The sequence below is a fragment of the Kitasatospora sp. NPDC085895 genome (assembly GCF_040702125.1).
In the GTDB taxonomy this organism is placed as follows: Bacteria; Actinomycetota; Actinomycetes; order Streptomycetales; family Streptomycetaceae; genus Kitasatospora; species Kitasatospora arboriphila.
The window spans coordinates 26,260-52,338 of sequence record NZ_JBFBJY010000015.1; the positions used below are offsets into that span (position 1 = coordinate 26,260).

Here is a 26,079-nt window from a genome sequence, read left to right on the forward strand (position 1 = left end):
GACCGGCAGTCGCCGTCACAGGTCCACCACCGTGCCGAGGCCGCGGGTGCGCGCGGCGCGGTGGACCACCGAGGCGGCCGCGACGTCCAGGGCGGCGTGGCCGGTGGACTTGAAGACGGTCAGCTCGTCGGGGGAGCGGCGCCCGGGTGCGGTGCCGTCGAGGACGGCACCCAGCAGGGTGAGGCGTTCGGCGGGGACGTCGCGGAGCTCGTGCGCGCCGGCCGGCGGGGGAGAGGCGGCGCCCGGCCACTCGACGAAGAGCGCGCCCTCCCGCACGGTGGCGGCGTCCAGCTCCGGCCCGCGCGAGCCGCCGACCGAGCTGACGTGGGCCCCGGGTGCCAGATCCGCCCGCCGCAGGACGGGCTCGGACGCGTCCGTGCAGCAGAAGACCACGTCGGCACCGGCCAGCGCCTCCGCGACCGTGCAGGCCACCGCCCCCGGGAGCAGCTCCGCCGCCCGGCGGGCCCGGTCCGTGTCGCGGCCGCCGACCACCACCTCCGTCCGCGGGCCGAGCCCGGTCAGCAGGGCGAGTTGGGCGCGGGCCTGGGTGCCGGTGCCGAGCACCGCCACCCGCCGGGGCGTCGGCGCGGCGAGCGCCCGCATGCTCAGCGTCGCGCAGGCGGCCGTCCGGACGGCGGTCAGCGGCTCGGCGTCCATCAGGGCGAGCGGCCGGCCGTCCTGCTCGTCGAAGAGCGCCACCACCCCGCGGTGGTTGCCGCGGCCCGGCGCCGCCGGATCCGCGAAGACCGAGACCAGTTTGGCCGCCAGCCCCAGCCCCGGGACGTGGCCGGGCATGGCGCCGAGCAGCCCGGTGGGCGTCCGGGCGGCGATCCGCGGCGGCGCCGACACCTCGTCCCGGGCGACGGCGACCAGCGCCCGGGCGACCGCCCCGATCACCTCGGCCGGGTCGAGCGCGGCGCGGGTCTGCGCCCGGTCGAGGACGAGCACCCCGCTCACCGGGCGCCTCCTTCCGGGTCCGGCGCCGCGGTGCCGGGCCGGCCCGCGAGGACGTCCTCCAGAGAGCCGGCGGCGGCGAGCAGACGTTCCGTCAGGCCGTCCAGCGCGGGCCCGTCGAAGTCGGTGTCCAGGCCGACCGCGGTCAGCGCGCAGACCGGTGAGCCGTCCCGGGAACGGACCACCCGGCTGATCGAGGCGACCGGCTTCTCGTTGCGCCCGCGCTCCAGCGCGACGCCGGTGCGCTCGACCCGGGCGAGGTCCGCGAGCAGTCCGTCCGCGCCGTCCAGCGGGTACCCGGCCTCCTCTGCGGGCCGCAGGTAGGGGGCCCGCGCGTCGGCGGGCAGGGCGGCGACCAGCGCCAGCGGGCCGGCGAACCGGTGCACCGGCAGCGCCTCGCCGCGCAGGTGGGAGATCATCGCCAGCCGCTCCGGCCGCACCACGTCCACCACCCGCGCCCGGTCGCCCTCCAGCACCTGGAGGTTCACCATCAGGCCGGTGGCCCCGGACAGCCCCTCCAGGACGGGCCGGGCCAGCGCCGTCAGCGAGTGGTGCAGCGCCGCGGCCGAGACCTGCAGCGCGGCCGCGCCCGGCAGGTAGGTGTCGCCGACCCGCAGCACCCAGCCGCGCCGGACCAGGTCGAGCAGGATCCGGTAGGCCGTGGCCCGGTGCAGGTCGACCGACCGCGCGAGGTCGGCGAGCCGGGCGGGGCGGTCGGCGCGGGCGACCGCCTCGACGAGATCGAGGGCCTTGTCGACCGCGGACCGGGGAGCCTGTGACATCCGACCTCTCCACCTCCGGGGGCCACTGGGATACAGTGACGCGAATGTTTCCGCAGACAATACACATGTTGCGCCTGATGCAACAGATGAGTGAGAGGTGACGGATGCCGGACGAGTCCCACGGCGCACCCACCCCCTACGCGCCGCCCGCGCCCGGCGCCGTCACCGTGTACCGCGGAGCCACCGTCTTCGACGGGACGGACCGCCCGCCCCGCCGGGCCGCGATCGTGGTGGACGGCGAACGCATCCGGCACGTCGTCGACGAGACCGAGCTGGCGGCCGTGCTCCCGGACGGCGCCGAGACCGTCGACCTCGACGGCCGCCACGTCACCCCCGGCCTGATCGACGCCCACCAGCACCTCGCCACCCCGCCCGACCGGCCCCGCGCCGAGGCCGTGCTGCGCCGCCTGGTGCACAGCGGCGTCACCGCGATCCGCGACATGGCCGACGACGTCCGCCAGATCGGCGACCTCGCCCGCGCCACCCTGGTCGGCGAGATCCCCGGCCCCGACATCCACTACGCCGCCCTGATGGCCGGGCCCTCCTTCTTCGACGACGTCCGCACCCACCAGGTCACCCGCGGTGCCGTCGCCGGCCAGGTCCCCTGGATGCAGGCCGTCACCCCCGACACCGACCTGCGGATCGCCGTCGCCCTCGCCCGCGGCACCCACGCCTCCGCGATCAAGGTCTACGCCGACCTCGACGCCGCCGCGGTCGCCGCGATCACCGCCGAGGCCCACCGCCAGTCCATCCCCGTCTGGGCACACGCCGCCGTCTTCCCGGCCGGCCCGCGCGAGGTCGTCGAGGCCGGCGTCGACACCGTCTCCCACGTCACCCTGCTCGCCCACGCCTGCGCCACCCGGCCCCTGACGACCTACCGCGACAAGCCGCCGATCGACCACGCCCGCCTCGCCGCCGGCGACGACCCGGTGCTCGCCGAGCTGTTCGCCCTGATGCGCCGCACCGGCACCGTCCTCGACGCCACCGCCGCGCTCTGGGCCAGCGCGGAGATGACCGGCGGCGGACCCGAGGCCGCCGAACGCGCCCGGCGGAACAGCGACCTCGCCGCCGCACTCACCGCCCAGGCGCACCGCGCGGGCGTCCCGATCGCCACCGGAACCGACTACGAGACCCCGCCGGACGACCCCTTCCCCGCCCTCCACGAGGAACTCGCCTTCCTCGTCGACCGCTGCGGCCTCACCCCCGAGGACGCGCTGCGTTCCGCCACCGCCGTCGGCGCCCGCAGCGCCGGTGCGCAGCAGCTGCGCGGCACCGTCGAGGCCGGCCGGCTCGCCGACTTCGCGGTCTTCGACGAGGACCCGCTGCAGGACGTCAAGCACCTGCGCACCGTGCACCTGACCGTCAAGCGGGGCCGCCGCCACGCCCGCGCCGACTTCGAGGCGGGCCGATGACCGACTCCCCGTTCCCGCCGGTCGTCAACGCGCTCGGCCAGCTGGACAACCCCAACGCGCCCCGGTCCGCCGAGGCCGCCGCCGAACTCAACCCGTCCAGCTCCCAGCTCACCGTGGACGCCCGCGCCCTGGCCGACGCCCACGCCTCCGGCCTGACCGCCGTCAACATCACCCTCGGCTACACCATGGGCGACCTCCCGCCCTACGAGCACACCCTGGAGGAGATCGACGTCTGGGACGCGATCGTCCGCGCCAACCCCGCCGACCTGCTCAAGGTCCGCACCGCCGCCGACCTCCACCGGGCCGCCCGGGAGCGGAGGATCGGCATCGTCTACGGCTTCCAGAACGCGGTGGCCGTCGGCGACGACCCCGACCGCGTCCGGGTGTTCGCCGACCGCGGAGTGCGCGTCGTCCAGCTGACGTACAACCAGGCCAACCAGCTCCGCGACGGCTCCATGGCGCCGGAGAACCGCGGACTCACCCCGCTCGGCCACCGGGTCGTCGAGGCGCTCAACGACAGCCGGCTGATGGTCGACCTCTCGCACAGCGGCGAACGCACCTGCCTGGACGCCGCCCGGGCCTCCCGGCAGCCCGTCTCGATCAACCACACCGGCTGCCGCGCCCTGGTCGACCTGCCGCGCAACAAGACCGACGAGGAACTGCGGCTGGTCGCCGACCGCGGCGGCTTCGTCGGCATCTACTTCATGCCCTTCCTCAGCCCGACCGGCCACGCCACCGCCGCGGACGTCGTCGAGCACATCCACCACGCCGTGAACGTCTGCGGCGAGGACGCCGTCGGCATCGGCACCGACGGAGCGATCACCCCGATCGACGACCTCGACGCCTACCGGGCCGCCCTCGCCGAGCACGTCGAACTGCGGCGCGCGAGCGGCGTCGGCGCGGCCGGCGAACGGGCCGACACCCTGCCGTTCGTCGAGGACCTCCGCGGCGTCGACCAGTTCCGCGACCTGGCCCGGCTGCTCGAACGGCGCGGCTACCGCTCGGAGCGGATCGAGAAGATCCTCGGCCGCAACTTCGTCGACCACGCCGAACGCGTCTGGGCTCCCGCCTAGGACCGGCAGCACCCCACGCGCCCGCAGATCCGTGACCGTCGACCGCCACGAGGCGCATGGTGGGCCCGGGACCGGGCACACAGTGGGTCATGTCGGACATACTGCCTGCTGTGGACCCCCGAACCGACCATCCCGTGGAGGCCGGCGCACCGCAGGCCGGCGACACCACCGAGAGCACCGTCACGGTGGTCGTCGCCGGCCTGTGCAACCTCGGCATCGCCGTGGCCAAGGCGCTCGCCGGCCTGGTCAGCGGCTCCGGCGCCATGCTCGCGGAGGCCGCGCACTCGCTCGCCGACACCGTCACCGAGGTGCTGCTCTTCCTCAGCCTCAAACGCAGCACCCGCCCCGCCGACGACACCCACCCCTTCGGGTACGGCCGGGAGCGGTACGTGTGGGCGCTGCTCGCCTCGTTCGCGACCTTCATCGGCGGCGCCGTCTTCTCGATCACCGACGGGGTCCGCACCCTGCTGCACGGCGAGGAACTCGGCAGCCCGACCGCCTCCTACATCGTGCTGGCCGTCGCCTTCGTCCTCGAGTCGGTGTCGCTCTCCCGGACGGTCCGCCAGGTCCGCGGCGAGGCCGGCAGGCTCGGGGTGACCGGCCGCCGCTACCTGCGCGGCACCCCCGACACCGCCGTCAAGGCGGTCTTCCTGGAGGACGTGGCCGCGCTGATCGGCCTCGTGCTGGCCTTCGGCGGAGTCCTCGGCACCGAATGGACCGGCGACTCGGCGTGGGACGGCGTCGCCTCGCTGCTGATCGGGGCACTGCTGGCCTGGGTGGCGGTGGTGCTGGCCCGCGCCAACGGCTCGCTGCTGATCGGCCGGGCGCTGCCGCAGAGCGCGGAGGACAGGATCGCCGAGACGCTGCGCGGACAGCCGCAGGTGCGACAGGTGGTCGACCTGGTCACCCTGGTCAGCGGACCGCAGGACGTCCTGGTCGCGGCGAAGGTCGCCTTCGAGGAGCCCGCCACCGCACGGGACGTGGAACGCGCCTGCGAGGAGGCCGAGATGGCGATCCGCGCCGCCCACCCGGCGGTCGCCCGGGTCTACCTCGACCCGACCCCGGGCCGTACCAAGGAGCTGTAGGGGGACTGACCGAAGGGGCGCGGGGAACCGCACCGGGCCGGGCCTTGGTCCGAAGACCGGCCCGCATCCGAATTGCGCAGTTCCCCGCGCCCCCGGGGTGCTGCCCCTTGAGCGCCGGCCCCGGTTCTAGGCGGCAGCCTTGGTGCGGCGGTCGCCGGGGGAGGGGTCGAGGGTGTTGAGGGCCTGGAGGATGGCCTCCACGCTCTGCTTGGCGTCGCCGAAGAGCATGCTGCTGTTCTCGCGGAAGAACAGCGGGTTCTGCACGCCCGCGTAGCCGGACGCCATCGACCGCTTGAAGACGACCACGTGGCCCGCCTCCCACACCCGCAGCACCGGCATGCCCGCGATCGGGCTGGTCGGGTCCTCCGTCGCCGCCGGGTTGACGGTGTCGTTGGCGCCGATGACCAGGACGACCGACGTGTCGGCGAAGTCCTCGTTGATCTCGTCCATCTCCAGCACGATGTCGTACGGCACGCGGGCCTCGGCCAGCAGCACGTTCATGTGCCCGGGCAGGCGGCCCGCCACCGGGTGGACGCCGAAGCGGACCTCGACGCCGCGCTCGCGCAGCACCCGGGTCAGCTCGGCGACCGGGTGCTGGGCCTGGGCGACGGCCATGCCGTAGCCCGGCGTGATGATCACCGAGTCGGCCTCGGCGAGCATCTGCGCGGTGTCCTGCGCGCTGCTCTCGCGGTGCTCGCCCTGCTCCGCGTCCTGCGCGGCGGGCGCCTCGATGCCGAAGCCGCCGGCGATGACGGAGATGAAGGACCGGTTCATCGCCTTGCACATGATGTACGACAGGTAGGCGCCGGAGGAGCCGACCAGCGCACCGGTGACGATCAGCAGGTTGTTGTTCAGCAGGAAGCCCGCCGCCGCCGCCGCCCAGCCCGAGTAGCTGTTCAGCATGGAGACCACCACGGGCATGTCGCCGCCGCCGATCGAGGCGACCAGGTGCCAGCCCAGCAGCAGCGCCAGCACCGTCACCGCGATCATCAGGCCGAGGCTCGGGCTGATCGTGAACCACACCGTCAGCGCCGCGAACGCCACCAGCGCCGCCACGTTGAGCGCGTTCTTGCCCGGCAGCATCAGCGGGCTCGACTTGATCCGCGCCGACAGCTTCAGGTAGGCGACGATCGAGCCGGTGAAGGTGACCGCGCCGATGAAGATGCCGATGAACACCTCGGCGTGGTGGATGCGCAGCAGGTCCGAGCCGACCAGGGTCTGCGCGGTGCCGTGCCGCTCGACCTCCAGGTAGCTGTTCCAGCCGACCAGCACCGCGGCCAGGCCGACGAAGCTGTGCAGCACGGCGATCAGCTCGGGCATCTGGGTCATCTCGACCCGGCGGGCCCGCCACAGGCCGATCGCGCCGCCCGCGGCCATGGTGACCACGATCAGCGAGACCGCGCCCGCGGAGATGTCGTGCGCCGCGACCACCACGGTGGCCACGAGCGCGAGCGCCATGCCGGCGATGCCGTAGGCGACACCGGCCCGCGAGGTCCGGTGCTGGGAGAGCCCGGCGAGGCTGAGGATGAACAGCAGTGCGGCGACCAGGTCCGCGGCGTGGGCGGCCGTCGTGTACGTCATCGGTCATCGGCCCTTCGAGAACATGCCGAGCATCCGGCGGGTGACGGCGAATCCGCCGAAGATGTTGACGCTGGTCAGCAGAATCGCCACCGCGGACAGCACGGTGACCACCGCGTTCTCGCGCCCGATCTGCAGCAGCGCGCCGATCACGACGATGCCGGAGATCGCGTTGGTCACCGACATCAGCGGCGTGTGCAGGGCGTGGTGCACCTTGCCGATCACGTAGTAGCCGATCACCACGGCGAGCGTGAACACCGTGAAGTTCTCGGCCAGTTGGGCCGGGGCGAAGGCGACCAGCAGGAACATCGCGAGCATGCCGAGCCCGACCAGGCCGAGGCGCGCCCGCACCGAGAGGCCGGACGGCTTGGCGGCGACCGGGGCCGCGGGGGCGGTCGGCGCGGCGGCGGCCGGTGCCGCCGAGACCTGGACGGGCGGCGCCGGCCAGGTCAGTTCGCCCTCGCGGACGACCGTCACCGAGCGCTGGACGACGTCCTCGAAGTCCAGCGACAGCCGGCCGTCCTTGCCGGGCGTGAGCAGCTTCAGCAGGTTGACCAGGTTGGTGCCGAACAGCTGCGAGGCCTGGGCCGGCAGCCGCGAGGCGAGGTCGGTGTAGCCGATCAGGGTGACCCCGTTGTCGGTGACCACCACCCGGCCGGCCACCGTGCCCTCGACGTTGCCGCCCTGCGCGGCCGCCATGTCGACGACCACGCTGCCCGGGCGCATCGCCGCGACGTCCTCGGCGGTGATCAGCCGCGGCGCCGGACGGCCCGGGATGAGCGCCGTGGTGATGATGATGTCCACGTCCGCGGCCTGCTCGTGGTAGAGCGCCGCGGCCGCCCGGTCGTAGTCCTCCGAGGTGGCCTTGGCGTAGCCGTCGGTGCTGCGCTCCTGCTCCACGTCGACCGCGAGGAACTCGCCGCCGAGCGAGCGGACCTGGTCGGCGACCTCGGGCCGCGGGTCGGTGGCCCGGACGACCGCGCCGAGACTGCTGGCCGCGCCGATCGCGGCGAGGCCGGCCACACCGGCGCCGGCGACCAGCACCTTCGCCGGCGGCACCTTGCCGGCCGCGGTGACCTGGCCGGTGAAGAACCGGCCGAAGACGTGCGCGGCCTCGATGACCGCCCGGTAGCCGGCGATGTTCGCCATCGAGCTGAGCACGTCCATCGACTGCGCGCGCGAGATGCGCGGCACCGCGTCCAGGGCCAGTGCGGTCACCGGACGCTGCGCCAGCAGGTCGACGAGTTCCTTGTTCTGGTTGGGGCCGAGCAGGCCGACCAGGGTCGCGCCGTCGTTCAGCCGGGCGACCTCCTCGGCGGAGGGCGCGTTGACCTTCAGCACGACGTCCGCGTGCCAGGCCTCGCCGACCTGCGCACCCGCGTCGCGGTAGGCGTCGTCGGTGAACCCGGAGGCCGAACCGGCCCCGGACTCGACGACGACCTCGTAGCCCAGGGCCAGCAGCTGACGCACCGTGGCCGGTGTTGCCGCGACCCGGGTTTCCCCGGAGGCCGACTCCGCCACGACGCCCAGGCGCTGCGGTGGAGGGTTGGCCGGTTCGTGAGCAGACATGACACCTGTCTCCCTTGTCGGAGGCGCGGCCGGCGGCGGGTCTTCCGCGGTCGGCCGTTGCCAGGATTCTGCGATCTGGGGGAGCCCGCACCCCTGGTCGCAGGAACGTACACCCCTGCCACAGGCCGTGACGACGGCCCCTCCGGTGACCTTCCTCACGTGGACATCAGGCCCCGGAACAGCAAACACCGGTCCCGGCGGAGCGCCGGGACCGGTGTTCTGAGGTCGGGTCGGACACCGACCGTCGGTGCCGGCTACGCGAGATCGAACCGGTCCAGGTTCATCACCTTCACCCAGGCGGCGACGAAGTCGTCGACGAACTTCTGCTTCGCGTCGTCGCTCGCGTAGACCTCGGCGAGCGCCCGCAGTTCGGAGTTGGAACCGAAGACGAGGTCGGCGCGGGTGCCCGTCCAGCGGACGGCGCCGGTCGCGGCGTCCCGGCCCTCGAAGGTGTGCGCGTCCTCGGAGGTGGCCTGCCAGGTCGTGCCGAGGTCGAGCAGGTTGACGAAGAAGTCGTTGGTGAGCGAGCCCGGCGTCTTCGTCAGGACGCCGTGCGGCGAGTCCTGGTGGTTGGCGCCCAGCACCCGCAGACCGCCGACCAGCGCCGTCATCTCGGGGGCGGTCAGGGTGAGCAGGTTCGCCCGGTCGAGCAGCAGGAACTCGGCCGGCAGCCGGTTGCCCTTCCCGTGGTAGTTGCGGAAGCCGTCGGCGGTCGGTTCGAGCGCGGCGAACGACTCGGTGTCGGTCTGCTCCTGCGAGGCGTCGGTGCGCCCCGGCGCGAACGGCACCTCGACGGCGAAGCCGGCCTTCTTCGCGGCCTGCTCGACGCCGACGCCGCCGGCGAGGACGATCAGGTCGGCGAGGGAGACCTGCGCGCCGCCCGGGCGGGCCTCGTTGAAGGACGTCCGGATGCCCTCCAGGGTGCGCAGCACCGGCGCCAGCCGGTCGGGGTCGTTCGCCTCCCAGCTGCGCTGAGGCTCCAGGCGGATCCGGGCGCCGTTGGCGCCGCCGCGCTTGTCGCTGCCGCGGAAGGAGGAGGCGGCCGCCCAGGCGGTGGAGACCAGCTGGCCGACCGTCAGGCCGGAGCCGGCGATGTCGTCCTTGAGCGCGGCGATCTCCGCGGCGCCGACCAGCGGGTGGGACACGGCGGGCACCGGGTCCTGCCAGAGCAGCACCTCGGAGGGCACCTCGGGGCCGAGGTAGCGCACCACCGGGCCCATGTCGCGGTGGGTGAGCTTGTACCAGGCGCGGGCGAAGGCGTCGGCGAAGGCCGCCGGGTCCTCCAGGAAGCGGCGCGAGATGGGCTCGTAGACCGGGTCGAGGCGCAGCGAGAGGTCGGTGGTGAGCATCGTGGGGGCGTGCGTCTTCGACGGGTCGTGCGCGTCGGGGACGGTGCCCGCGCCGCCGCCGTCCTTCGGCTTCCACTGGTGGGCGCCGGCGGGGCTCTTGGTGAGCTCCCACTCGTGGCCGAAGAGGGTCTCGAAGAAGCTGTTGTCCCAGGTGACCGGGGTGGGCGTCCAGGCGCCCTCGAGGCCGCTGGTGATCGCGTCGCCGCCCTTGCCGGTGCCGTGGGTGCTGCGCCAGCCGAGGCCCTGCTGCTCCAGCGGAGCGTCCTCGGGGTCGGCGCCGACGCTGTCCGCCGGGCCGGCGCCGTGGGTCTTGCCGAAGGTGTGGCCGCCGGCGATCAGGGCGACGGTCTCCTCGTCGTTCATCGCCATCCGGCGGAACGTCTCGCGGATGTCGCGGGCCGCGGCGATCGGGTCCGGGGTGCCGTTCGGGCCCTCCGGGTTGACGTAGATGAGGCCCATCTGGACGGCGCCGAGCGGGTTCTCCAGGTTGCGGTCGCCGGAGTAGCGCTCGTCGCCGAGCCAGGTCTGCTCGGGACCCCAGTAGACGTCCTCCTCCGGCTCCCAGACGTCCTCGCGGCCGCCGCCGAAGCCGAAGGTGGTGAAGCCCATGTCCTCCAGGGCGACGTTGCCGGCCAGGATCATCAGGTCGGCCCAGGAGATCTTCTGGCCGTACTTCTTCTTGACCGGCCACAGCAGGCGGCGGGCCTTGTCGAGGTTGGCGTTGTCCGGCCAGCTGTTGAGCGGGGCGAAGCGCTGCTGGCCGGCGCCCGCGCCGCCGCGGCCGTCGCTGATCCGGTAGGTGCCGGCGCTGTGCCAGGCCATCCGGATCATGAACGGGCCGTAGTTGCCGTAGTCGGCCGGCCACCAGTCCTGCGAGGTGGTCAGCACCTCGGAGATGTCCCGCTTCACGGCGGCGAGGTCGAGCGAGGTGAAGGCCGCGGCGTAGTCGAAGGACCCACCGAGGGGGTTGGCCTCGGCGGGGTTCTTGGCAAGGATCCGCAGGTTCAGCCGGTTCGGCCACCACTGGCGGTTGCCGCCGCCCTGGGTCGGATGAGGGGCTCGCCCGTGCACCACCGGGCAACCGCCGGTCCCCTCCGTCTTCGCGTCGGTGACGATTGCGTCAGGGTTCTCGGACATGTGAATCCTTCCAAGCTGGACGATCAGTTCCGAAGATGGGTCGGCCGGAAGAAGCGCGCGCACCCGGACCGGCGGGCCCGGGCACCGGGATCCCGTCCCGGGCGGGCGACGGACCGGCCGCGCCCGCGGTCACCGGAGCCCCGCGGCCGGCGCGGGACGCATCCGTCCCCGTCGTCCGGCGGGCAGCCACGAGCAGCAACGTCAGGCCGTCCTCTTCCGTTCAGCAGTGCCGATTTCGACCCTACATTAGACCTTGTCTAAGTCAATGCCGACACAAAACTTCAGCCGATTCCAGTCGCCTGGTACCCTCGCCCCATGAGTGACCTGTTGGAACGGCTCCGGAACCGCGGCTGGCGGCTCACCGCGCAGCGGCGGGTCGTCGCCCAGGTCCTGGACGGCGACCACATCCACTACACGGCCGACGAGATCCATGCCCGCGCGGTGGAAATGCTGCCCGAGATCAGCCGCGCCACGGTCTACAACACGCTGGGCGAGCTGGTCTCGCTCGGCGAGGTCATCGAGGTCAGCACCGACGGGCGGGCGAAGCGGTACGACCCCAACGCCCACCACGCCCACCAGCACCTCGTCTGCCAGTCCTGCGGCACCATCCGCGACGTCCACCCGACCGGGGACCCGCTGGCCTCGCTGCCCGACGGCGAGCGCTACGGCTTCACCCTCTCCGGGGTGGAGGTCACCTTCCGCGGTCTCTGCCCCAGCTGCGCCCAGGTGCAGTAGTCCCGGCGATTCCCGGCAGTAATTCACCCGATCGGGCGAGTCGGTGTCGGTCGGGGCCGGTTCACCCCAGCGGTTCACCCAGTGCCCAGCCCCCGGCGAGCAGGGCGTCCACGGCCGTCAGCGCCCGCCGCAGCCGCTCGACGCGGTCGCCCCGCAGCTCGATCCACGGCACCGCTCCGGCCGCCAGCACCTCGCGGAACCGGCCGGTCATCCACGGGCGCAGGTGCTCGCCGTCGCGCAGCCCGTCGTCGTCGAAGGCCACGCCGTCGTCCGAGGTCAGCAGGTACAGCGCGCGCGGCGGCATCCCCTCGGCGAGCCGGTGGACGGCCTCGGTGGCGCGGCCGCGGTAGCGCTCCTGCCAGACCGTGGTGGCCAGGGTGTCGGTGTCGCAGACCAGCACCGGCCCGCCGCAGCGGGCCGCGCGCTGCTCGGCCTCGTTCTGGCGGCGGCCGACCAGCTCGAAGTCGGCGTCCGTCCACTCCAGGTCGAACACGGTCGGCACCGGACCGCCGGGCCGGGCGCGGCCGCGCGCCACCGCGAGCTTCGCGGCCGTGAGCTCCCGCCCGTACTCGGGTACCCAGCGGGTCGCCGCGTGCGGACCGCCGCGGCCGCGGAGGGCGGCCGCCAGATCGCGGGAGAGCGTGGTGGTGCCGGTGGACTCCGCGCCGAGCACCACCACCCGGCGGGCGAACCAGGCCCGGACGGGCGGCTCCAGGTCGTCCCAGTGGCCGACCGGATCGGCCCGGACCTCGGTGCCGGACACGGCGAAGGTGTCCCGCGGCACGTCCAGCAGCACCGGTGCGGCGTCGAACCGCCGGGCGAGTTCGGTGCCGTACGGCTCCGAGCTGAACACCGCGTCCACCGGTGGCGCGGGCGGTGCCGCGGCCACCGCCTCGCGCATCAGCGCGACGTGCCCGGCCCAGACCTCGTCGCTCCCGTAGTCGACCGGCAGGTCGTCGGCGATCCCGGCGACGGCGACGTGCGGCTCGCCCGCCCAGTGTTCGCGCATCCAGGCGACCCGGTCGGCCAGCGGCACCGACTCGCACGCCGCCGCCATCACGACCACGGTGACCCGCTCGCAGGCGTCCGCCGCCGAACGGATCAGGAAGTGGTGGCCGGCGTGCGGCGGGTAGAACTTGCCGATCACCAGACCGTGGGCGAACCGGCCGCCGTCGGTCGTGCCGTCGTCGGCCCTGACGCCGCTCATGCCGGCACCCCCGCCGGGGCGGCGGCCGGACGGGCGGCGGCGGTGAGTTCGCGGTGCCAACTGCGCAGGCCCACCCCGCACAGGGCGAGGAAGAGCACGTACACCGCGGCGGTCAGCACCAGGTCCTTGGCCGCGTACAGCGGGATGTAGACCAGGTCGGCGGCGATCCAGAGGTACCAGTTCTCCACCTGCTTGGCGTTCAGCAGCCACTGGGCGGCGAGCGACAGGGCGGTGGTGAGGGCGTCCCAGAACGGCGCGCTGTCGCCGGCCCGGGTGAGCAGGGCGGTCAGCCCCCAGGTCGCCGGGACGAGCAGGGCCGCCAGCACCAGGAGCGTGGTCGGCGAGGCGTGGCCCATCGGCCGCCCGGTGTGCCGCTCGCCGCCGCGCAGCCAGCGGTACCAGCCGTGCGCGGCCAGCAGCAGGAAGACGATCTGCAGCGCGGCGTCGGCGTAGAGCCGTGCGCTCCAGAACAGCGCGAAGAAGAACAGGTTGTTGGCGATGCCCACCGGGAAGTTCCAGGAGCTGGCCCTGACGCACAGCCAGACGCAGACCGCGCCGGTGGCGAAGCCCAGCAGTTCGGCCGTGGTGACGGCGTCGCGGCCGAGCAGGAAGAGTGGGTGGTTCAGCGGTGCGAGCAGGTCGGCCAGGGTGTCGGAGACGGACACGGGTTCCCCCTTCAGGAATAGCGTCAGGGTGACGATAAGGGGTGGCCGGTCGATCCCGCAACGCCCTTCCGGCAGGTCGGGGGCGGGCCGGGGCCCCGACGCCGCTGCGCGCGGACCGTTCGCCCACCGCCCGGAGGATCCACTGACCCGCCGGCGGCGAGGCCGCCGCCGGCCGGCCGGACGCCGGGCCGGCCGATGCCGCGGTGGTGTGTCGCTGCCGGGCCCGGTGCGCCGCGGCACCGATACTCCGAAGCGATGCGGAGGAGAGGGCGCCGATGGAGTTCCTGGTCGACATGGTGACCACCGTCCCCGACGGCACGTCCGAGGAGGCCGTCGCCGACATGCGGGCACGGGAGGCCGTCCGGGCACGGGAACTCGCCGCCCTCGGACACCTGGTGCGGCTGTGGCGACCGCCGCTGGCACCGGGGGAGTGGCGCAGCTGGGGCCTGTTCGACGCACCCGACGCGGAGCAGCTGGAGCAGCTGCTCGCCTCCATGCCGTTGCGGGCCTGGCGCCGGGACACCGTCACCCCGCTCACCCCGCACCCCAACGACCCCGGCCCCGGGGCCGCCCGATGAACGGCGGACCCGGCGGCGAGCAGGACCTGCGCGGCGTCCTCGACCGGTGGAAGGCCGCCGTCGACGCCCACGCACCCGAGCGGGTCGCCGCCTGCTTCACCGAGGACGCGATCTTCCAGGGCCTGCACCCCTACACCGTCGGCCGCACCGGCATCGCCGACTACTACCGCGCGCAACCGCTCGGCATGACCGCCCATTACCGGATCCTGGAGACCCGCCGCCCCGCCGACGGCCTCCTCCTCGGTTGGCTCGCCGTCGACTTCGCCTTCACCGACCGCCCCACCCTGAGCGTGCAGCTCGGCGTCCTGCTCCGCCGGACGACCGACGGCTGGTCCATCGGCCACTACCAGGTGTCGCTGCTGCCCTGACGCCCCGCGCACCGCGACGGCCGCCCGCCCCGCCCGTCCGCGGCCGGCCTCAGCCCACGGTCACCACCCGGGCCCAGGCCGGCGGCGCGTCCGGGACGTAGTCGGGATCGTCCTCGTTCCAGGACCGCCGGGAGCCCTCGCGGTGGAACAGCCCGACCACCGTGCGGCAGGCGGGCCGCTCCCGCGGCCACGGGGTCTGACCATCGGTCAGGACCACCACCACGTCCGGCCGCGGCCTGGACCGCAGCGCCGCGGCGAAGCCCTCGCGCAGGTCGGTGCCGCCACCGCCGATCAACGCGAGTCCCTCCTCCCGGCAGAGCGGCAGCACCGCGCCGGCCGCCGCGTCGCACGACACCACGCCGACCTGGTCCCGCCGCCCGCCCACCGCACGGGAGATCGCCGCCACCTCCAGCAGCGCGCTGCCCAACTCGGCGTCGCTCACCGACCCCGAGGTGTCCACCACCACGCACACCCGCGGCGGTCTGCGGCGCAGACTCGGCAGCACCGCACCCGGCACCCCGGCCGACCGCCTCGACGGCCGCCCGTACGAGTAGTCCTCGCCCGCGCCCGGCCCGGACGCCGCCGAGCGGACCGCGGCCCCCAGCAGCTCCCGCCAGGGCTGCGGCGGATGGAAGACCTCCTCCGCCCACCGCCGCCACCCCTGCGGGGCGTCCCCCGGACGGCCCCTGACGGCCTCCGCCACCCGGAACCGGACGGCGTCCTGCTCGTGCGGGGCGAGGCCGTGCGCACCGCCCGGGCCGAGGTCCCACGCGCGCTCCAGACCGTCGGCGCCGCTGCCGCAGTCCAGCCACGCCAGGTGCTGCGTCAACGGCCCCAGCCCGAACAACCACAGGTAGTCCTCCATCAACCCGCCCTCCGGCAGCCGCAGCGCCGCCGGCAGCACGGCCCCCTCCGGACGCACCAGACCGTCGCCGAACACGTCGTCGTTGATCTCGCAGTCCGCCGCGATGTTCATCCGCAGGCGCTCCGCCCGACCCGACAGCCCGCGCTCCCGGGCGACCCGGTCGCTGCGCCCGTGGTGGTCCCGCAGCAGGTGCGACACCTCGTGCACCCACACCGAGGCGAGCTCCTCCACCGGCGTCCGGTGCACGAACGCAGGCGAGACGTAGCACCGCCAGTGCCGGTCGACCGCCATCGTGGGGGACCTGCCGCGACTCCACCACGTGCAGGGCGAACAGTGCCGTCGCCAGGTACGGCCGCGCCCGGGCCGCCTGGAGCCGGGCGGCGTACAGCTTGTCGAGGTCCAGGCCCGGGGACCTTGCTGCGCCGGGCGTCACCGGGCCACCGTACCGGCCGCCGGGTGCCTCGCCGCCCGGTCCGCCGCCCGGTCCGCCCGGCGGGAGAGCGACACCGCACCGGCGAGCCGTTCGACGGACGCGGGCACGTCCCAATCCTCCTGGCGCAACGCAGCGAGCGTGGTCGCCGGGACGACCACCAGGTCCGGCGCGCCGGTCTCCAGGGCGCGGGCCAGCAGGGTCCAGGCCGCGTCCCAGCGCGACCGCTCGGGACGGCGGCGGACGGCGTCCACCACGGCGTCGAGCGCGGCCTGCCGCAGATCGCCCCGTTCGGGCAGCACGGCCGAGGCCGGATCGGCGAGCAGCGACTCCGGGTCCGGCAGGTCCATCCGGTCCAGGGCGGCCAGGAGTTCCAGGCCGGGGCCGTCCCCGACGGCGCCCCGGACGAGCAGCGAGAGCACCTCCCGCGAGGAGCCGGCCGCAGTGGCGAAGGCGAGCAGACGCAGCGTCATGTCCCAGCTCCGCGGCGAGGGCCACGCCCCGCCGCGCCGGGTCTCGTCGCCGGGCAGCCGGTGCACCAGCGCGGGACGGGCCGAGAGCAGACCGCACACCGCGCGGCGGGCGAGCTCCACCGCCTCCGGCAGCCGACCGGGATCGAGCCGGGGCAGGGTGGCGCGCGGCCAGACACCGCCGAGGCCGCGCACCACCACCTCGTGGTCGTGCGTCCAGGCCAGGTGGACGAACCGGTTCGCCAGCGGCGGGCTCAGCTCCCAGCCGTCGGCGGCCGAGGAACGCGGATTGGCGGCGGCCACGATCCGCACCCCGGGCGGGAGCTGCAGGGCGCCGATGCGCCGCTCCAGCACCAGGCGCAGCAGCGCGGCCTGGACGGCGGGCGGCGCCGTCGACAGCTCGTCCAGGAACAGCAGGCCGCGGCCGGCCCGGACCAGCCGCACCGCCCAGTCCGGCGGGGCCATCGGCACGCCCTGCTCGGCCGGATCGTCGCCCACCACGGGCAGCCCGGAGAAGTCGGACGGCTCGTGCACGCTGGCGATCACGGTGGTCAGCGGGAGGTCGAGCGCGGTGGCGAGCTCGGTCAGCGCCGCGGTCTTGCCGATTCCCGGCTCGCCCCACAGCAGGACGGGCAGGTCGGCGGCCACGGTCAGGGTCAGCGCCTCCAGTTGGGCGTTCGGGCGCAGCTCGGTGCTGGTCCTGCCGAGCAGGGCGAGCAGCTCGCCGGCGACGTCGAGCCGGGAGCGCCCGGCGGTCCCGGCGTCGGCGGCGGTGGGGGCGAACGGTGTGCGTGCAGGCATGGGTGATCACCTCAAGGGTTTGCGGGACAGGGGTTCGGGTGCTGCGGTCCGGGTGCTGCGGTTGGGTGCAGGGCCCCGGGGATGCGGGACGGGCCGACCGGCGGTCGGATCAGCGAGCCCGGCCCCGGCGCGGCCGGCCGCGGCCGGCGGTGCGGCGGACGGGGTGGGCCGGGTCGCTCGTCGCTCCGGTGAGGCCGGCCCGGAACAGGCCGTGGGTGACCCGCCGCGCGGCGGCCGCGGCGAGTTCGTCCCGCAGCGCACCGGCGCGCAGTAGCGCCCCGGGCCCCAACAGACCCTCCACCACGGCCAGTGCGCCGACGGTGTCGCCGTGGTCGAGACGTGCCCGGACGTCGTCGAGGCACTCCGGTCGGCGGTGCACCTCGTCGATGACCCGCAGACAGGGCAGCGGAGTCCCGGTCAGCGCCGCCAGCAGCTCCTCGCGGCGGATCTCCTCCGGGTCGTGGTCGAGCGGCACCAGGACGCCGTCGACCAGGCCGATCCGGTGCCGGGCGCCCCGGCACTCCACGATCCGCGGCCGCACGGCCGGATCCGGCCCGCCGGAGCCGTCGCCCGGTGACAGATCCGGGGACAGATCCGGTCCCGGGTCCGGTGCCAGGGCCGCGGCGACCAGTGGGTGCAGACGCTCGGCGCCGATCAGCCCGGCTCGGACGAGCTCCAGGTCGGGCAGCACCCAGGTCGCGGCATCGGGCAGCACCGGCAGCGGCGTGCCCGCGCGGCGCGGCCGCACGTCCGTGATGTCCGCCGTCATGTCCGCCGTCGACCCGCCCCCGGCCGGGGGCGGTCCGACGTACAGCCGGTTCCCGGCCCCGAGCCGCACCTCGACCGGGCCGTCCGGCCGTCCGTCGGCGCGCAGCAGGATCGCGGCCTCCTCCGCCCACCGGTCGACGGCGCAGCGGTAGCCGGGCCCCGTCGTGTGCGGCGGGACCGGGCCGGCGCCGGCGTCGCCCGGCAGCAGGTCGGCGCCGGACCGCACCCGCAACTCGTCGGCCCGCAGCGCGTCCCAGAGGTGGCGGTGCAGGTCGAGCCGGAAGCGCCGGTGCGGGCGGGGATGCGGATGGAGGCCCGCGCCGGCCGAGGGCCGGGAGGAGTCCCAGAGTGCGAGGGCGATCCGCTGGCCGCCGTCCGCCCAGGCCGGCGGGGTCCGGGCGACCAAGTGCACGGGGCCGTCCCGGTCGCGTCCGGAACCGCCGTACCGGGCCAGGGTGACGGTCAGCCCCGGGCGCAGCAGACCGGTCGGGGCGATCCGCGGCCAGTGCCAGCGCAACAGGTCGGGGGCGAGCCGGCGCAGGTCGGAACGGACCGGCGCCGCGAACTCGCGGCCGTGCGTCCGTGCCAGGGCACGCGGACTGACATCGACGTCCACGCCGGCGGCGGCGCACGCCCCGGCCCAGTCGCCGGCGAGCCGGCGGGCGGTGGCGGTCGCGATCACGGAGGGCGGCACGGCGAACTCGCGCACGCGCAGCCAGAAGGAGAGACGGGAGTCCCCGTCCGCGGTGGGAGTGCCCATCAGCACTCACCTTGCGCGGACGGGACCCCCATTCTGTCGACAGAGTGAGTGGTCATCGCGCAGGACAGTAGCCGTCGGCGCCCGACACGGCCACCGGTTTACCGTCGCCGACGGGCGGCGGGCGGGGTCGGGCCGGGACAGATCTACCCATGGCCGCGGGGCCGTTCTGCCCCTTGGGGGCCCGGGCGGCCGACGGAAGAATGGTGCGGCGGGGACGAGACATCCGAACCGAGGAACCCGCCATGAAGCACCTCTGCACCTTCGTTCCACCCCACGTCATCGAGCACATCGCCCGCGTCCAGGGCCGCGAGAGCCTGGCCCCCACACCCGCCCAGCGCACCGCCGTGGTGTCCGCCCAGTTCCGCAAGGCCCGCCGGCTGGGCACCCCGGACGTTCCCGCGGCCACCGTGCCCCCGGCGGCTCCGAAGATCACCGCCGTGGCCGGCGTGACCGTTCCCGCCCCCGGAACCGCAGGCCGGGCGATCTACGACGACCAACACGAAGCCTCCTACAGCACCACCGTGATCCGTGGCGAGGGCGACCCCGCGGTGGCCGGCCTCAACGCCGACCTGGCCTACGACAACCTCGGCTCCGTCCGCGAGTTCTACAAGAAGCTGCTCGGTCGGAACTCCATCGACAACGCCGGACTGGACCTCGCCGCGCACGTCAACTTCGACAACGACTTCGCCAACGCCTTCTGGGACGGCGAGGCCCAGGTGATGGTCTTCGGCAACGGCGACAACGTCATCTTCAAGGACCTCACCGGCGACCTCGACGTCTCCGCGCACGAGCTCACCCACGGCGTCACCCAGTTCACCGCCGGCCTCAACTACACCGACGACCAGAGCGGCGCGCTCAACGAGTCGTTCAGCGACATGATCGGCTCCGCCGTCGACGCCTGGGCCAACAACCGGGACGCCGACAGCCACAACTGGCTCATCGGCGACGAGATCATGGCGGACAGCCTCGCCGGCGAGGCCCTGCGCAGCATGGCCGAACCCGGCTCCGCCTACGACAACCCGGTCATGGGCCGCGACCCGCAGCCCCGCGACATGAGCGGCTACTCCGAACCCGCCGACCCGCACCTGATGTCGGGCATCACCAACCGGTGGTTCTACCTGATCTGCAAGGAGATCGGGCTCGACGCGGGTACGCTGATCATGTACCAGACCCTGCAGAACCTCTGGCCGACCGCCGGATTCAACGACGCCGCCGTGGTGGCCGCCGCCCAGGCACGGATCCTGGCCGAGACCAAGAAGGTGCCGCCCGAGGCCGCGCAGGTGGTCCGCGCGGCCGCCCGCCAGCAGGGCTTCTGGTAGACCGCCGATCCGGGCGAAGGAGAACGACGTGGTGCGCGTGTCACTGGAGCGCAGCGGTGGCTTCACCGGCCTGCGCACCACCTCCTCGCTGGACACCGACGAACTGGCCGGGCCCGAGGCCGACGCCGCCCTCCAGGCCCTGGAGGCGGCCGGGCAGGCCCGGGAGGCGGCCGGCCCCACTGCGCCGGCCGCCCTCCCGCGCTACCGGTTCACCGTGCACGCGCCCGGCGGCGACCGGACGGTCGAGCTGACGGAACCCCAGGTCCCGCCCGCCCTGCGCCCGCTGATCGCCGAGCTCAAGCGACGGCAGCGCCCGGCCGGCCCGCCGGGCTGAGCCCGGTGGCCGCCGCGGCCACCCCGAGGATCACCAGAAGCGCGGCTGGTGCGGCACGGACTCCAGGTCGGTGAGCACCAGCTCGCGGTCGTCGTCCTCGGCGATGTCCTCGGCGGCGGCCAGCGCCTGCTCCGTCCAGACGCGGGCCTGCGCGGCGTCCCCGGCCACCGCGTGGGCGCGGGCCAGGGCCTCGTACGCGAAGGCGAGGTCCCAGTCGCCGATGCCGTGCTCGCGGCAGATCGCCAGGCTGCGGGCGGCGTGGTGGATCGCCGGCTCGCCGCGGCCCAGCACGCTGTAGACCCGCGAGCACTGCCACTCGCCGCGACTGAGGTTCACCGGCTGCCCGACCTCGCCCCAGTGGTGGCGGGAGGCGTGCGCCATGTGCAGCATCCGGTCGTCCTCCTCCACCGTGCGGTCCTCCTTCTCCAGCAGGCGCCACACGCCGTTGAACAGGTCGACGGCGAGTCGGCGCCCGCCGTCGTCGGGAGGGGTGGCGGCGGGCTGGGTTGCACTGTCGGTCATGACTCGGGCGACTCCGTCCTGGAGGAGATGGTCGATGCGGTGGAGGTCGCCCCGGACACGGTCCAGGCGGGCCCGCAGCCGGAGCCGGTGCCCGGCCAGCACCCGGGCCGTCACGGACTCGTCGTCCGGATCGGCCAGGCACAGCCGCACCTGCTCCAGCGGAACGTCCACGGAGCGGAGCAGCCGGACGAGACGCGCCTGCGCGACCTGCCCGGCGCCGTAGTAGCGGTACCCCGTGCCGGGATCGACCACCTCGGGCCGCAGCAGGCCCACCCGGTCGTAGTGACGCAGGGCCTTCGCGGTCAGCCCGGCCCGACGGGCCAGCTGACCGACCGTGAGCAACTCCGGGCCGTCCACCATGCCCCGACCCTAGGACCTTCCCCCGGGGGAACCTCAAGCCGGCCGGAACCAGGATCCGGCACACGCCGAGTCGGGCGGACCGGCCGCCGTGACGGGTGTGCAGGGCGGGCGGCCGCCGATCGTGACCAGGTTCGGCGCGGTGCCCACGGTGCCGGGGCCGAGGACGCGGGACGACGCCGGGCGCAGCGTGTCCGCCGAGGCCCGGCGGTGCGGGCTGCGCGCCGTCGACCGGCTGGACGGACTGACGGCCACCCGGCCCGACACCGAGGCGGGCAGCGCGCTGCGCGGCCTCGCCGTGGCCGTGGCCGTGGTGCTGGTGGGCTTCGAGGAGGTCCTGCCCGGTCTGGACGGCGAACGGCTGACGGCGCTCGGCCGCCCGCTCGACGTGCACACGAGCCCTGGGGGGTCGCTGATCGCCCGCCGCCGCGGCGGCCGGCTGACCCCCGAGGAGCTGACCGCGGTGGCCGCCCTCGTCGCCGTCGTCCGCGGAGCGGCCGGCTGCGCCCGCGACCGCCGGCCGCAGGACCTCCCGCCGGCCCTGGAACTGATCGACCACATCCTCACTTCGGCGGGCGCGCCCTGAGAACCGCTGCCCGGCCCTGTCGGTGCCCGGTGGCAGGATCCGGGCCGGTGGGAAGCCCGGCGGGACCACCGGCCCAGGACGTGGAGACGGGAGAGCGACGTGGATGTGCCGCGGATGCACCTCGGCGGGGAACGTGGCTGGAGACGGTCCACACCAGGGGGAGGACCGGCGGGTCACGGCGAGCCGGCACCCGTCGTTCACCGCCGACTTCCCCGCCTTCCTCACCGCGGAGGAGGTCGCGGAGTTCGCCGACGGAACGGTCGCGCGGCTGAGCGCCCCGACGGGCGCCCGGTTCTCGGCGCGGGTGACTCCCGGTCGCAACGATCCGCTGACGCTGACGGCCGAACCCGTCGGCGAACGGTTCGCCTTCCTCGCCGCCGGCTTCGCCGCGCTGCGCGCCTCCCTGGCGGTCCGACCGCGCGCCCGGCCGGTCAGTCGTCCCAGGCCACCACGGCGAGACCGCGGGCCGCCGCCTCGCGGTAGAAGGAGCGGAGCAGGTCGAGGTGGTGGGCCAGGTGGACGGCGAGGTCGCCGTGGTGACCTGCCGAAGCCGCAGGACTCGGCGGCCTCGTCCGGGTCGGACGGCAGCCGGGCGAGCACCGCGGCGGTGTCGACCGCGCCGAGCCGGCCGGCCACCTCGGCCACGGCGTCCCGGGTCAGCAGGGTCGGCGGGTCGCCGAAGCGGTCGTACACCTCGCGGTGGTCGAGGAAGGCGACGGCGGCCGCGTCGTCGCCGGAGATGCCGCGGTCGAGGAGGGCGACGGTCGCCGGTGCTGCCTCCACCGCGCGGAGGTGCCGCAGCAGGCCCCAGAGCGCCCGGTCCAGGTCGAGCAGGTCGCCGGCCGGTGGGTCCCACCGCGGATCGCCGTCGGGGGAGCCGGCCGCGTTCCGGCGGCACCGGTCGAGGTGTGCGGGGCACACCCTCGCCAGCTGCTGCGTCAGTGCCACGGGCCGGATCCTGTCGATCCAAGGCCGCGGAGGTCACCCGCTTTTCCGCCCCGCGGGGCAGCCGGAACGGGCCGGATTTGCACGCACCGGACGGCGCGCGCAGAGTCGGTGGCATGAGTTCGCCGGTGTACCGGGGCCCCGCGCTGCTGCTCGCCGACGACCGGGAGATCCCGGTCGAGGCCGAGCTGACCGGGAGCGTCCCGAGCATCGGCCTGCCGAGCTGGACGGGCACCCTCCAGGCGGGCGACACGCGGCTGGCGAGCGGCGCGATCCGGCGGGGCCGGCTGCGCCTCCCCGGGGGGTGGGAGGGCGGATTCGCGGTGATGCGGAGGGTGCTCGGCGTCTCGATCGTGTGGGTGCGGGGGAACGACCAGGAGGCCTCGCCCGCCGACTGGCCCGGGTGACCCGCGCGCGGCGGTGCCCGAAGAGCTCCGGGCGGTGCCCGAAGAGCCCCGAAGAGCTCCGTGCGGTGTCCGGACAGCCCGAAGGGGGCCCGGCGCGGTGCGCCGGGCCCCCTTGCGGGTGCCCCGGGGGTCCCTGTCCGGCCGCCGGGGCGGTGCGGGAATGGTCGTGCGGTGCCGGACGGGGCTGGTGAGGTGCCGAGGGGTCGGCTCAGTACCAGTGGTGGGTCTGCCAGAAGGACCAGGCGGCGTTCGGGCTGCCGTAGCGCGAGTTCATGTAGTCGTAGGCCCACTTGATCTGGGTCTTCGGGTTGGTCTTCCAGTCGGCGCCGGCGGAGGCCATCTTGGAGCCCGGCAGGGCCTGGCCCAGGCCGTAGGCGCCGGAGCTCGGGTTGGTCGCGTGGACGTTCCAGCTCGACTCGTGGCTGATGATCTGGTTGAACGAGGCCAGCTGGTTCGCGGGCACGATCTGCGCGGCGATGGCCTGCGGCGACTGGGTCGCGGCGGAGGCGGTGGCCGGCATCAGACCGGCGCCCAGGGCGGTGACACCGGCGGCGCCGGCAAGAAGAACAGCAGAAGTGCGCATACGAAGCTTAAAAGCGGGCATGAAGAACAGGACCTCAATCGGGTTGGGCCGGTGTCCCGCCCGCTGACGTCCCCGGGCCGGACAGGGGCCACGGGGTCGGAGGGCGGGACTCGGCGGAGAGCCGCACCCGGCGGGACAGGTGCCGGTGCGGCCTGACGACTCGCCCCAAGCTGCCAGACCGCCGGGGCCACCGCCAAGACCCCCTGATACGACCTGCCGTCGTAGCAACGCCCCTCGGCGCGGACCGGGAATACACCCCCGGGCGGTACCCCGTGCCGTCCGCCGGGACCGGCCCGCCGGCCGGTGAACCGCCGGGCGACCGGGCGGGAGGGCACCACCGACGGGCGACGGCCGGAGCCGGGGCGCCGGTCCGCGGTCGACTACGACGCACCGTCGTGGCGGCCCGGGGGGTGTGAGGACCCTCACCGGGCCGCGGGCCGCGGTTCGGCAGTCCGTCGAAGGCCCGCCACGCTCCGTTCCGTGAGCGCCGTCTCAACCCGGCCGCCACCACGGGCCCGGAGCACCGTGCACCGCTCCGGAGGGAACGCGCCATGGCCGACCGCGACGACGATCAGAGGGACGACCGGCAGACGGACGGACAGGGGGACGAAGGGCAGGGGCGGGACGCGGCGCTGGGGCAGGGGGAGCAGGAGCGGTACGCCGCCGCGCTCGACGCGGCCGAGGAACTGCTCGGGATGCGGCTGGAGCGGTTCCTGGTGCGCGGCGCCGGCGAGCCCGACAACGGCGCCGACTTCAAGCGGCTCGCGACGGTCCACACCTTCGGCGACTCATGGCCGCGGACGGACGTCCTCGACACCCGTGCGCGGGCCCTCGTCTCCGTGACGATCGCCGCCGCGCTGGGCACGCTCGAACCGCTGCGCGGCCAGCTCCGCATCGCGCTCAACAACGGCGTCACCGCCGAGGAGATCGTCGAGGTCTTCATCCACCTGGAGGCCTACGCCGGCGCGGCCCGGGCGTTCGACGGCTACCGGATCGCCCTGCAGGTCTTCGCCGAGCGGGCCCAGGCGGACGGCGGGTAGCGGCGGCCCGGCGGACGGGCTCCGGGCGTCGGCCTTCAGCCGTCGGCCTTCGGCTGCGGCGCCGCGGGCCGCGGGGTGCGCAGCTCGGCGTACACCGACCAGGCCACCGAGACCGCCGGGACGGCGACCACGGCGCCGATCACCCCGGCCGCGATGCTGCCCGCCAGCACCGAGACGGCGACCACCACCGGGTGCAGGCTGACCGCCCAGCTCATCACCAGCGGGTGCAGCAGATGGCCCTCGATCTGGCCGATCACCACGATCAGCAGCAGCACCACGATCGCGATCACCGGGCCGCGGCCCGCCAGCGCCACCAGGGAGGCGATCAGCATGGCGATCGGCGAGCCGACCAGCGGGACGAAGGAGGCGAAGAACTCCAGCACCGTCAGCGGCAGGGCCAGCGGCACCCGCAGCAGGTAGAGGGCGATGCCGACCATCGCGGCGTTGCTGGCCGCGACGATGAAGATGCCGCGGGTGTAGCCCGCGAAGGTGCTCCAGGCGGCGCGGCCGCCCCGGTCGAGGTGGTCGCCGGCCGCGGCGGGCAGCAGGCCCGCCGTCCACCGCCACATCCGCTCGCCCGAGTGCAGGAAGAACACCGACATGAAGAGCGCGAGCGCCGCGCCGGTCGCCACCTCGAACACCCGGCCGGCGCCGCTGACGGCGGTGCTGATCAGGGTCGAGCGGTGCTCGGAGAGGAAGTCGGTGACCTTCTTCTGGAGGTCGTCGAAGGTCTGGTGGGCGATGTGGAAGGGGGAGCCCTCCAGGGCCCTCTCCAGCCGGTCCAGGCCGCCCTGGAACTCCTTGGTCAGACTGGACAGGTCGTTCGCGACGGTCTCGCCGATCAGCGCCAGCAGCCCGGCCGGGACGAGCAGTGCCACCGTCAGCCCGGCCAGCACCGCGAGCGGGCGGGGGAGGACCCGGGCGGCCAGGTCGACCACGGGCCGCACGACCGAGGTGATCACCAGCGCGAGGAACCCGGCCAGCGTGATCAGGTGGAACTTCCCCAGCACCGCCAGCACCAGGTACCCGGCCGCGGCGACGACCAGCAGCCGCCACGCGTAGTCGGAGAGGTGCCGCAGCCCCGGCGGCGCCCCGGTGCCGTCCGCCGGGCGGCGGTCGGGCCGTCCGCCCCCGGGTCTCCTCACCGGCATACCGCACCGCCGGTCGCTGCCCCCGCCGTTCCCGCCCGCCGGGTCGCCGCCCTCCGCGCCGCTGCCCGCCGGTTCGCCGCCCGTGGAGCCGGGGCCGGTCGGGCGGGGGAACGGCGGAGGGGCCCGGGAGGGCCGGGGTGCGAAAGCGACATGAACCCTGGATAGCGGGTGGAGCGCCGTCCGGGCTGTTCCCGCGCCGACGGGCGCCCGCCCTCCGGCCGATCCTTCACCCGCGGGGCGCCGCCCGCC

The 26,079-nt window shown here is 74.7% G+C and carries 23 protein-coding genes and 1 pseudogene; 11 read left to right on the plus strand and 13 right to left on the minus strand.

The annotated features are described in order from the left end of the window. Window positions 1-15: 15 nt before the first annotated feature. Window positions 16-957 carry an NAD(P)-binding domain-containing protein gene (locus tag AB0442_RS12445; protein WP_366162470.1) on the minus strand — a complete coding sequence of 314 codons (942 nt, stop codon included), beginning with the start codon at window positions 955-957 and terminating at the stop codon, window positions 16-18. Beyond that, window positions 954-1,736, minus strand: a complete 783-nt coding sequence (locus AB0442_RS12450; RefSeq protein ID WP_366162471.1) for a helix-turn-helix domain-containing protein — start codon at window positions 1,734-1,736, stop codon at window positions 954-956. The genes AB0442_RS12445 and AB0442_RS12450 overlap by 4 nt, the downstream gene beginning before the upstream one ends. 104 nt (window positions 1,737-1,840) lie before the next feature. Between AB0442_RS12450 and AB0442_RS12455 the strand changes: the two genes are divergently transcribed. The 3 genes from AB0442_RS12455 to AB0442_RS12465 all read left to right on the plus strand — a co-directional run bounded on the left by AB0442_RS12455 (window position 1,841) and on the right by AB0442_RS12465 (window position 5,306). Then, on the plus strand, window positions 1,841-3,148 hold the full coding sequence (locus AB0442_RS12455) for an amidohydrolase family protein (protein ID WP_366162472.1): 1,308 nt from the start codon (window positions 1,841-1,843) through the stop codon (window positions 3,146-3,148). Continuing rightward, a complete protein-coding gene (locus AB0442_RS12460; RefSeq protein ID WP_366162473.1) occupies window positions 3,145-4,221 on the plus strand; it encodes a membrane dipeptidase in 1,077 nt (358 codons plus the stop codon). The genes AB0442_RS12455 and AB0442_RS12460 overlap by 4 nt, the downstream gene beginning before the upstream one ends. 110 nt (window positions 4,222-4,331) lie before the next feature. After that, window positions 4,332-5,306, plus strand: a complete 975-nt coding sequence (locus AB0442_RS12465) for a cation diffusion facilitator family transporter (RefSeq protein WP_366162475.1) — start codon at window positions 4,332-4,334, stop codon at window positions 5,304-5,306. Window positions 5,307-5,432: 126 nt separating this feature from the next. Here the strand turns inward: AB0442_RS12465 and pntB are convergent, their stop codons facing one another. The 3 genes from pntB to katG form a co-directional block, all read right to left on the minus strand. Then, the gene (pntB, locus tag AB0442_RS12470; protein ID WP_366162476.1) at window positions 5,433-6,887 is read right to left on the minus strand and encodes a Re/Si-specific NAD(P)(+) transhydrogenase subunit beta; all 1,455 of its coding nucleotides are present in this window, start codon (window positions 6,885-6,887) and stop codon (window positions 5,433-5,435) included. Between the two features lie 3 nt (window positions 6,888-6,890). Next, on the minus strand, window positions 6,891-8,453 hold the full coding sequence (locus AB0442_RS12475; RefSeq protein ID WP_366162477.1) for a Re/Si-specific NAD(P)(+) transhydrogenase subunit alpha: 1,563 nt from the start codon (window positions 8,451-8,453) through the stop codon (window positions 6,891-6,893). 254 nt (window positions 8,454-8,707) lie between these two features. Next, window positions 8,708-10,939, minus strand: a complete 2,232-nt coding sequence (katG, locus tag AB0442_RS12480; RefSeq protein ID WP_366162478.1) for a catalase/peroxidase HPI — start codon at window positions 10,937-10,939, stop codon at window positions 8,708-8,710. 315 nt (window positions 10,940-11,254) lie between these two features. Here katG and AB0442_RS12485 point away from each other — a divergent pair, with 315 nt between their 5' ends. Continuing rightward, a complete protein-coding gene (locus tag AB0442_RS12485; protein ID WP_344621744.1) occupies window positions 11,255-11,674 on the plus strand; it encodes a Fur family transcriptional regulator in 420 nt (139 codons plus the stop codon). Window positions 11,675-11,735: 61 nt separating this feature from the next. On the opposite strand, the gene AB0442_RS12490 is transcribed toward AB0442_RS12485, so the two are convergent. Then, window positions 11,736-12,881 carry an AAA family ATPase gene (locus AB0442_RS12490; RefSeq protein WP_366162480.1) on the minus strand — a complete coding sequence of 382 codons (1,146 nt, stop codon included), beginning with the start codon at window positions 12,879-12,881 and terminating at the stop codon, window positions 11,736-11,738. Then, window positions 12,878-13,546, minus strand: a complete 669-nt coding sequence (pnuC, locus tag AB0442_RS12495; RefSeq protein ID WP_366162481.1) for a nicotinamide riboside transporter PnuC — start codon at window positions 13,544-13,546, stop codon at window positions 12,878-12,880. The genes AB0442_RS12490 and pnuC overlap by 4 nt, the downstream gene beginning before the upstream one ends. Before the next feature lie 275 nt (window positions 13,547-13,821). Between pnuC and AB0442_RS12500 the strand changes: the two genes are divergently transcribed. Together AB0442_RS12500 and AB0442_RS12505 are read left to right on the plus strand one after the other, a co-directional pair. Further along, on the plus strand, window positions 13,822-14,124 hold the full coding sequence (locus tag AB0442_RS12500; RefSeq protein WP_344621747.1) for a muconolactone Delta-isomerase family protein: 303 nt from the start codon (window positions 13,822-13,824) through the stop codon (window positions 14,122-14,124). Beyond that, the gene (locus tag AB0442_RS12505) at window positions 14,121-14,492 is read left to right on the plus strand and encodes an SgcJ/EcaC family oxidoreductase (RefSeq protein WP_366162482.1); all 372 of its coding nucleotides are present in this window, start codon (window positions 14,121-14,123) and stop codon (window positions 14,490-14,492) included. Before AB0442_RS12500 ends, AB0442_RS12505 begins: the two co-directional genes overlap by 4 nt. 49 nt (window positions 14,493-14,541) lie before the next feature. Here AB0442_RS12505 and AB0442_RS12510 read toward each other — a convergent pair. From AB0442_RS12510 to AB0442_RS12520, 3 genes and pseudogenes are all read right to left on the minus strand, one after another. Further along, a pseudogene (locus AB0442_RS12510) lies at window positions 14,542-15,790 on the minus strand (VWA-like domain-containing protein). Further along, window positions 15,787-17,058: a MoxR family ATPase gene (locus AB0442_RS12515; protein ID WP_366162484.1), complete on the minus strand. Its 1,272-nt coding sequence runs from the start codon at window positions 17,056-17,058 to the stop codon at window positions 15,787-15,789. The pseudogene AB0442_RS12510 and the gene AB0442_RS12515 overlap by 4 nt, the downstream one beginning before the upstream one ends. 109 nt (window positions 17,059-17,167) lie before the next feature. Continuing rightward, window positions 17,168-18,586: a hypothetical protein gene (locus AB0442_RS12520; protein WP_366162485.1), complete on the minus strand. Its 1,419-nt coding sequence runs from the start codon at window positions 18,584-18,586 to the stop codon at window positions 17,168-17,170. Window positions 18,587-18,828: 242 nt separating this feature from the next. Here AB0442_RS12520 and AB0442_RS12525 point away from each other — a divergent pair, with 242 nt between their 5' ends. After that, window positions 18,829-19,905: a M4 family metallopeptidase gene (locus tag AB0442_RS12525; protein WP_366162487.1), complete on the plus strand. Its 1,077-nt coding sequence runs from the start codon at window positions 18,829-18,831 to the stop codon at window positions 19,903-19,905. Window positions 19,906-19,933: 28 nt separating this feature from the next. Continuing rightward, window positions 19,934-20,239 carry a protealysin inhibitor emfourin gene (locus AB0442_RS12530; RefSeq protein ID WP_366162488.1) on the plus strand — a complete coding sequence of 102 codons (306 nt, stop codon included), beginning with the start codon at window positions 19,934-19,936 and terminating at the stop codon, window positions 20,237-20,239. A 30-nt stretch (window positions 20,240-20,269) separates the two neighbouring features. On the opposite strand, the gene AB0442_RS12535 is transcribed toward AB0442_RS12530, so the two are convergent. Next, window positions 20,270-21,121 (minus strand): MerR family transcriptional regulator, encoded by an 852-nt coding sequence (locus AB0442_RS12535; protein ID WP_366162490.1) that lies wholly within the window; start codon window positions 21,119-21,121, stop codon window positions 20,270-20,272. Between the two features lie 88 nt (window positions 21,122-21,209). Between AB0442_RS12535 and AB0442_RS12540 the strand changes: the two genes are divergently transcribed. After that, on the plus strand, window positions 21,210-21,704 hold the full coding sequence (locus AB0442_RS12540; RefSeq protein WP_366162492.1) for a hypothetical protein: 495 nt from the start codon (window positions 21,210-21,212) through the stop codon (window positions 21,702-21,704). A gap of 1,061 nt (window positions 21,705-22,765) precedes the next feature. After that, window positions 22,766-23,056 (plus strand): hypothetical protein, encoded by a 291-nt coding sequence (locus tag AB0442_RS12545; protein WP_363544495.1) that lies wholly within the window; start codon window positions 22,766-22,768, stop codon window positions 23,054-23,056. A gap of 208 nt (window positions 23,057-23,264) precedes the next feature. Here AB0442_RS12545 and AB0442_RS12550 read toward each other — a convergent pair whose 3' ends face one another. Then, the gene (locus tag AB0442_RS12550) at window positions 23,265-23,639 is read right to left on the minus strand and encodes a transglycosylase SLT domain-containing protein (protein WP_363544493.1); all 375 of its coding nucleotides are present in this window, start codon (window positions 23,637-23,639) and stop codon (window positions 23,265-23,267) included. Between the two features lie 551 nt (window positions 23,640-24,190). On the opposite strand from AB0442_RS12550, the gene AB0442_RS12555 reads away from it, so the two are divergent. Then, window positions 24,191-24,679, plus strand: coding sequence for a carboxymuconolactone decarboxylase family protein (locus AB0442_RS12555; RefSeq protein WP_366162494.1), 489 nt, complete (start codon window positions 24,191-24,193; stop codon window positions 24,677-24,679). A 35-nt stretch (window positions 24,680-24,714) separates the two neighbouring features. On the opposite strand, the gene AB0442_RS12560 is transcribed toward AB0442_RS12555, so the two are convergent. Next, complete coding sequence (locus tag AB0442_RS12560) at window positions 24,715-25,824, minus strand: AI-2E family transporter (RefSeq protein ID WP_366162495.1); 1,110 nt, start codon at window positions 25,822-25,824, stop codon at window positions 24,715-24,717. Window positions 25,825-26,079: the final 255 nt, after the last annotated feature.

What these genes read in the sequence shown, in the direction of transcription:
- AB0442_RS12485 (WP_344621744.1), top strand. Translation starts at nt 11,255, where the DNA reads ATGAGTGACCTGTTGGAACGGCTCCGGAACCGCGGCTGGCGGCTCACC.
- pntB (WP_366162476.1), bottom strand. Translation starts at nt 6,887, where the DNA reads ATGACGTACACGACGGCCGCCCACGCCGCGGACCTGGTCGCCGCACTG.
- AB0442_RS12475 (WP_366162477.1), bottom strand. Translation starts at nt 8,453, where the DNA reads ATGTCTGCTCACGAACCGGCCAACCCTCCACCGCAGCGCCTGGGCGTC.
- AB0442_RS12555 (WP_366162494.1), top strand. Translation starts at nt 24,191, where the DNA reads ATGGCCGACCGCGACGACGATCAGAGGGACGACCGGCAGACGGACGGA.
- AB0442_RS12450 (WP_366162471.1), bottom strand. Translation starts at nt 1,736, where the DNA reads ATGTCACAGGCTCCCCGGTCCGCGGTCGACAAGGCCCTCGATCTCGTC.
- AB0442_RS12535 (WP_366162490.1), bottom strand. Translation starts at nt 21,121, where the DNA reads ATGGTGGACGGCCCGGAGTTGCTCACGGTCGGTCAGCTGGCCCGTCGG.
- AB0442_RS12500 (WP_344621747.1), top strand. Translation starts at nt 13,822, where the DNA reads ATGGAGTTCCTGGTCGACATGGTGACCACCGTCCCCGACGGCACGTCC.
- AB0442_RS12545 (WP_363544495.1), top strand. Translation starts at nt 22,766, where the DNA reads ATGAGTTCGCCGGTGTACCGGGGCCCCGCGCTGCTGCTCGCCGACGAC.
- katG (WP_366162478.1), bottom strand. Translation starts at nt 10,939, where the DNA reads ATGTCCGAGAACCCTGACGCAATCGTCACCGACGCGAAGACGGAGGGG.
- AB0442_RS12505 (WP_366162482.1), top strand. Translation starts at nt 14,121, where the DNA reads ATGAACGGCGGACCCGGCGGCGAGCAGGACCTGCGCGGCGTCCTCGAC.
- AB0442_RS12550 (WP_363544493.1), bottom strand. Translation starts at nt 23,639, where the DNA reads ATGCGCACTTCTGCTGTTCTTCTTGCCGGCGCCGCCGGTGTCACCGCC.
- AB0442_RS12490 (WP_366162480.1), bottom strand. Translation starts at nt 12,881, where the DNA reads ATGAGCGGCGTCAGGGCCGACGACGGCACGACCGACGGCGGCCGGTTC.
- AB0442_RS12515 (WP_366162484.1), bottom strand. Translation starts at nt 17,058, where the DNA reads ATGCCTGCACGCACACCGTTCGCCCCCACCGCCGCCGACGCCGGGACC.
- AB0442_RS12460 (WP_366162473.1), top strand. Translation starts at nt 3,145, where the DNA reads ATGACCGACTCCCCGTTCCCGCCGGTCGTCAACGCGCTCGGCCAGCTG.
- AB0442_RS12520 (WP_366162485.1), bottom strand. Translation starts at nt 18,586, where the DNA reads ATGGGCACTCCCACCGCGGACGGGGACTCCCGTCTCTCCTTCTGGCTG.
- AB0442_RS12525 (WP_366162487.1), top strand. Translation starts at nt 18,829, where the DNA reads ATGAAGCACCTCTGCACCTTCGTTCCACCCCACGTCATCGAGCACATC.
- AB0442_RS12455 (WP_366162472.1), top strand. Translation starts at nt 1,841, where the DNA reads ATGCCGGACGAGTCCCACGGCGCACCCACCCCCTACGCGCCGCCCGCG.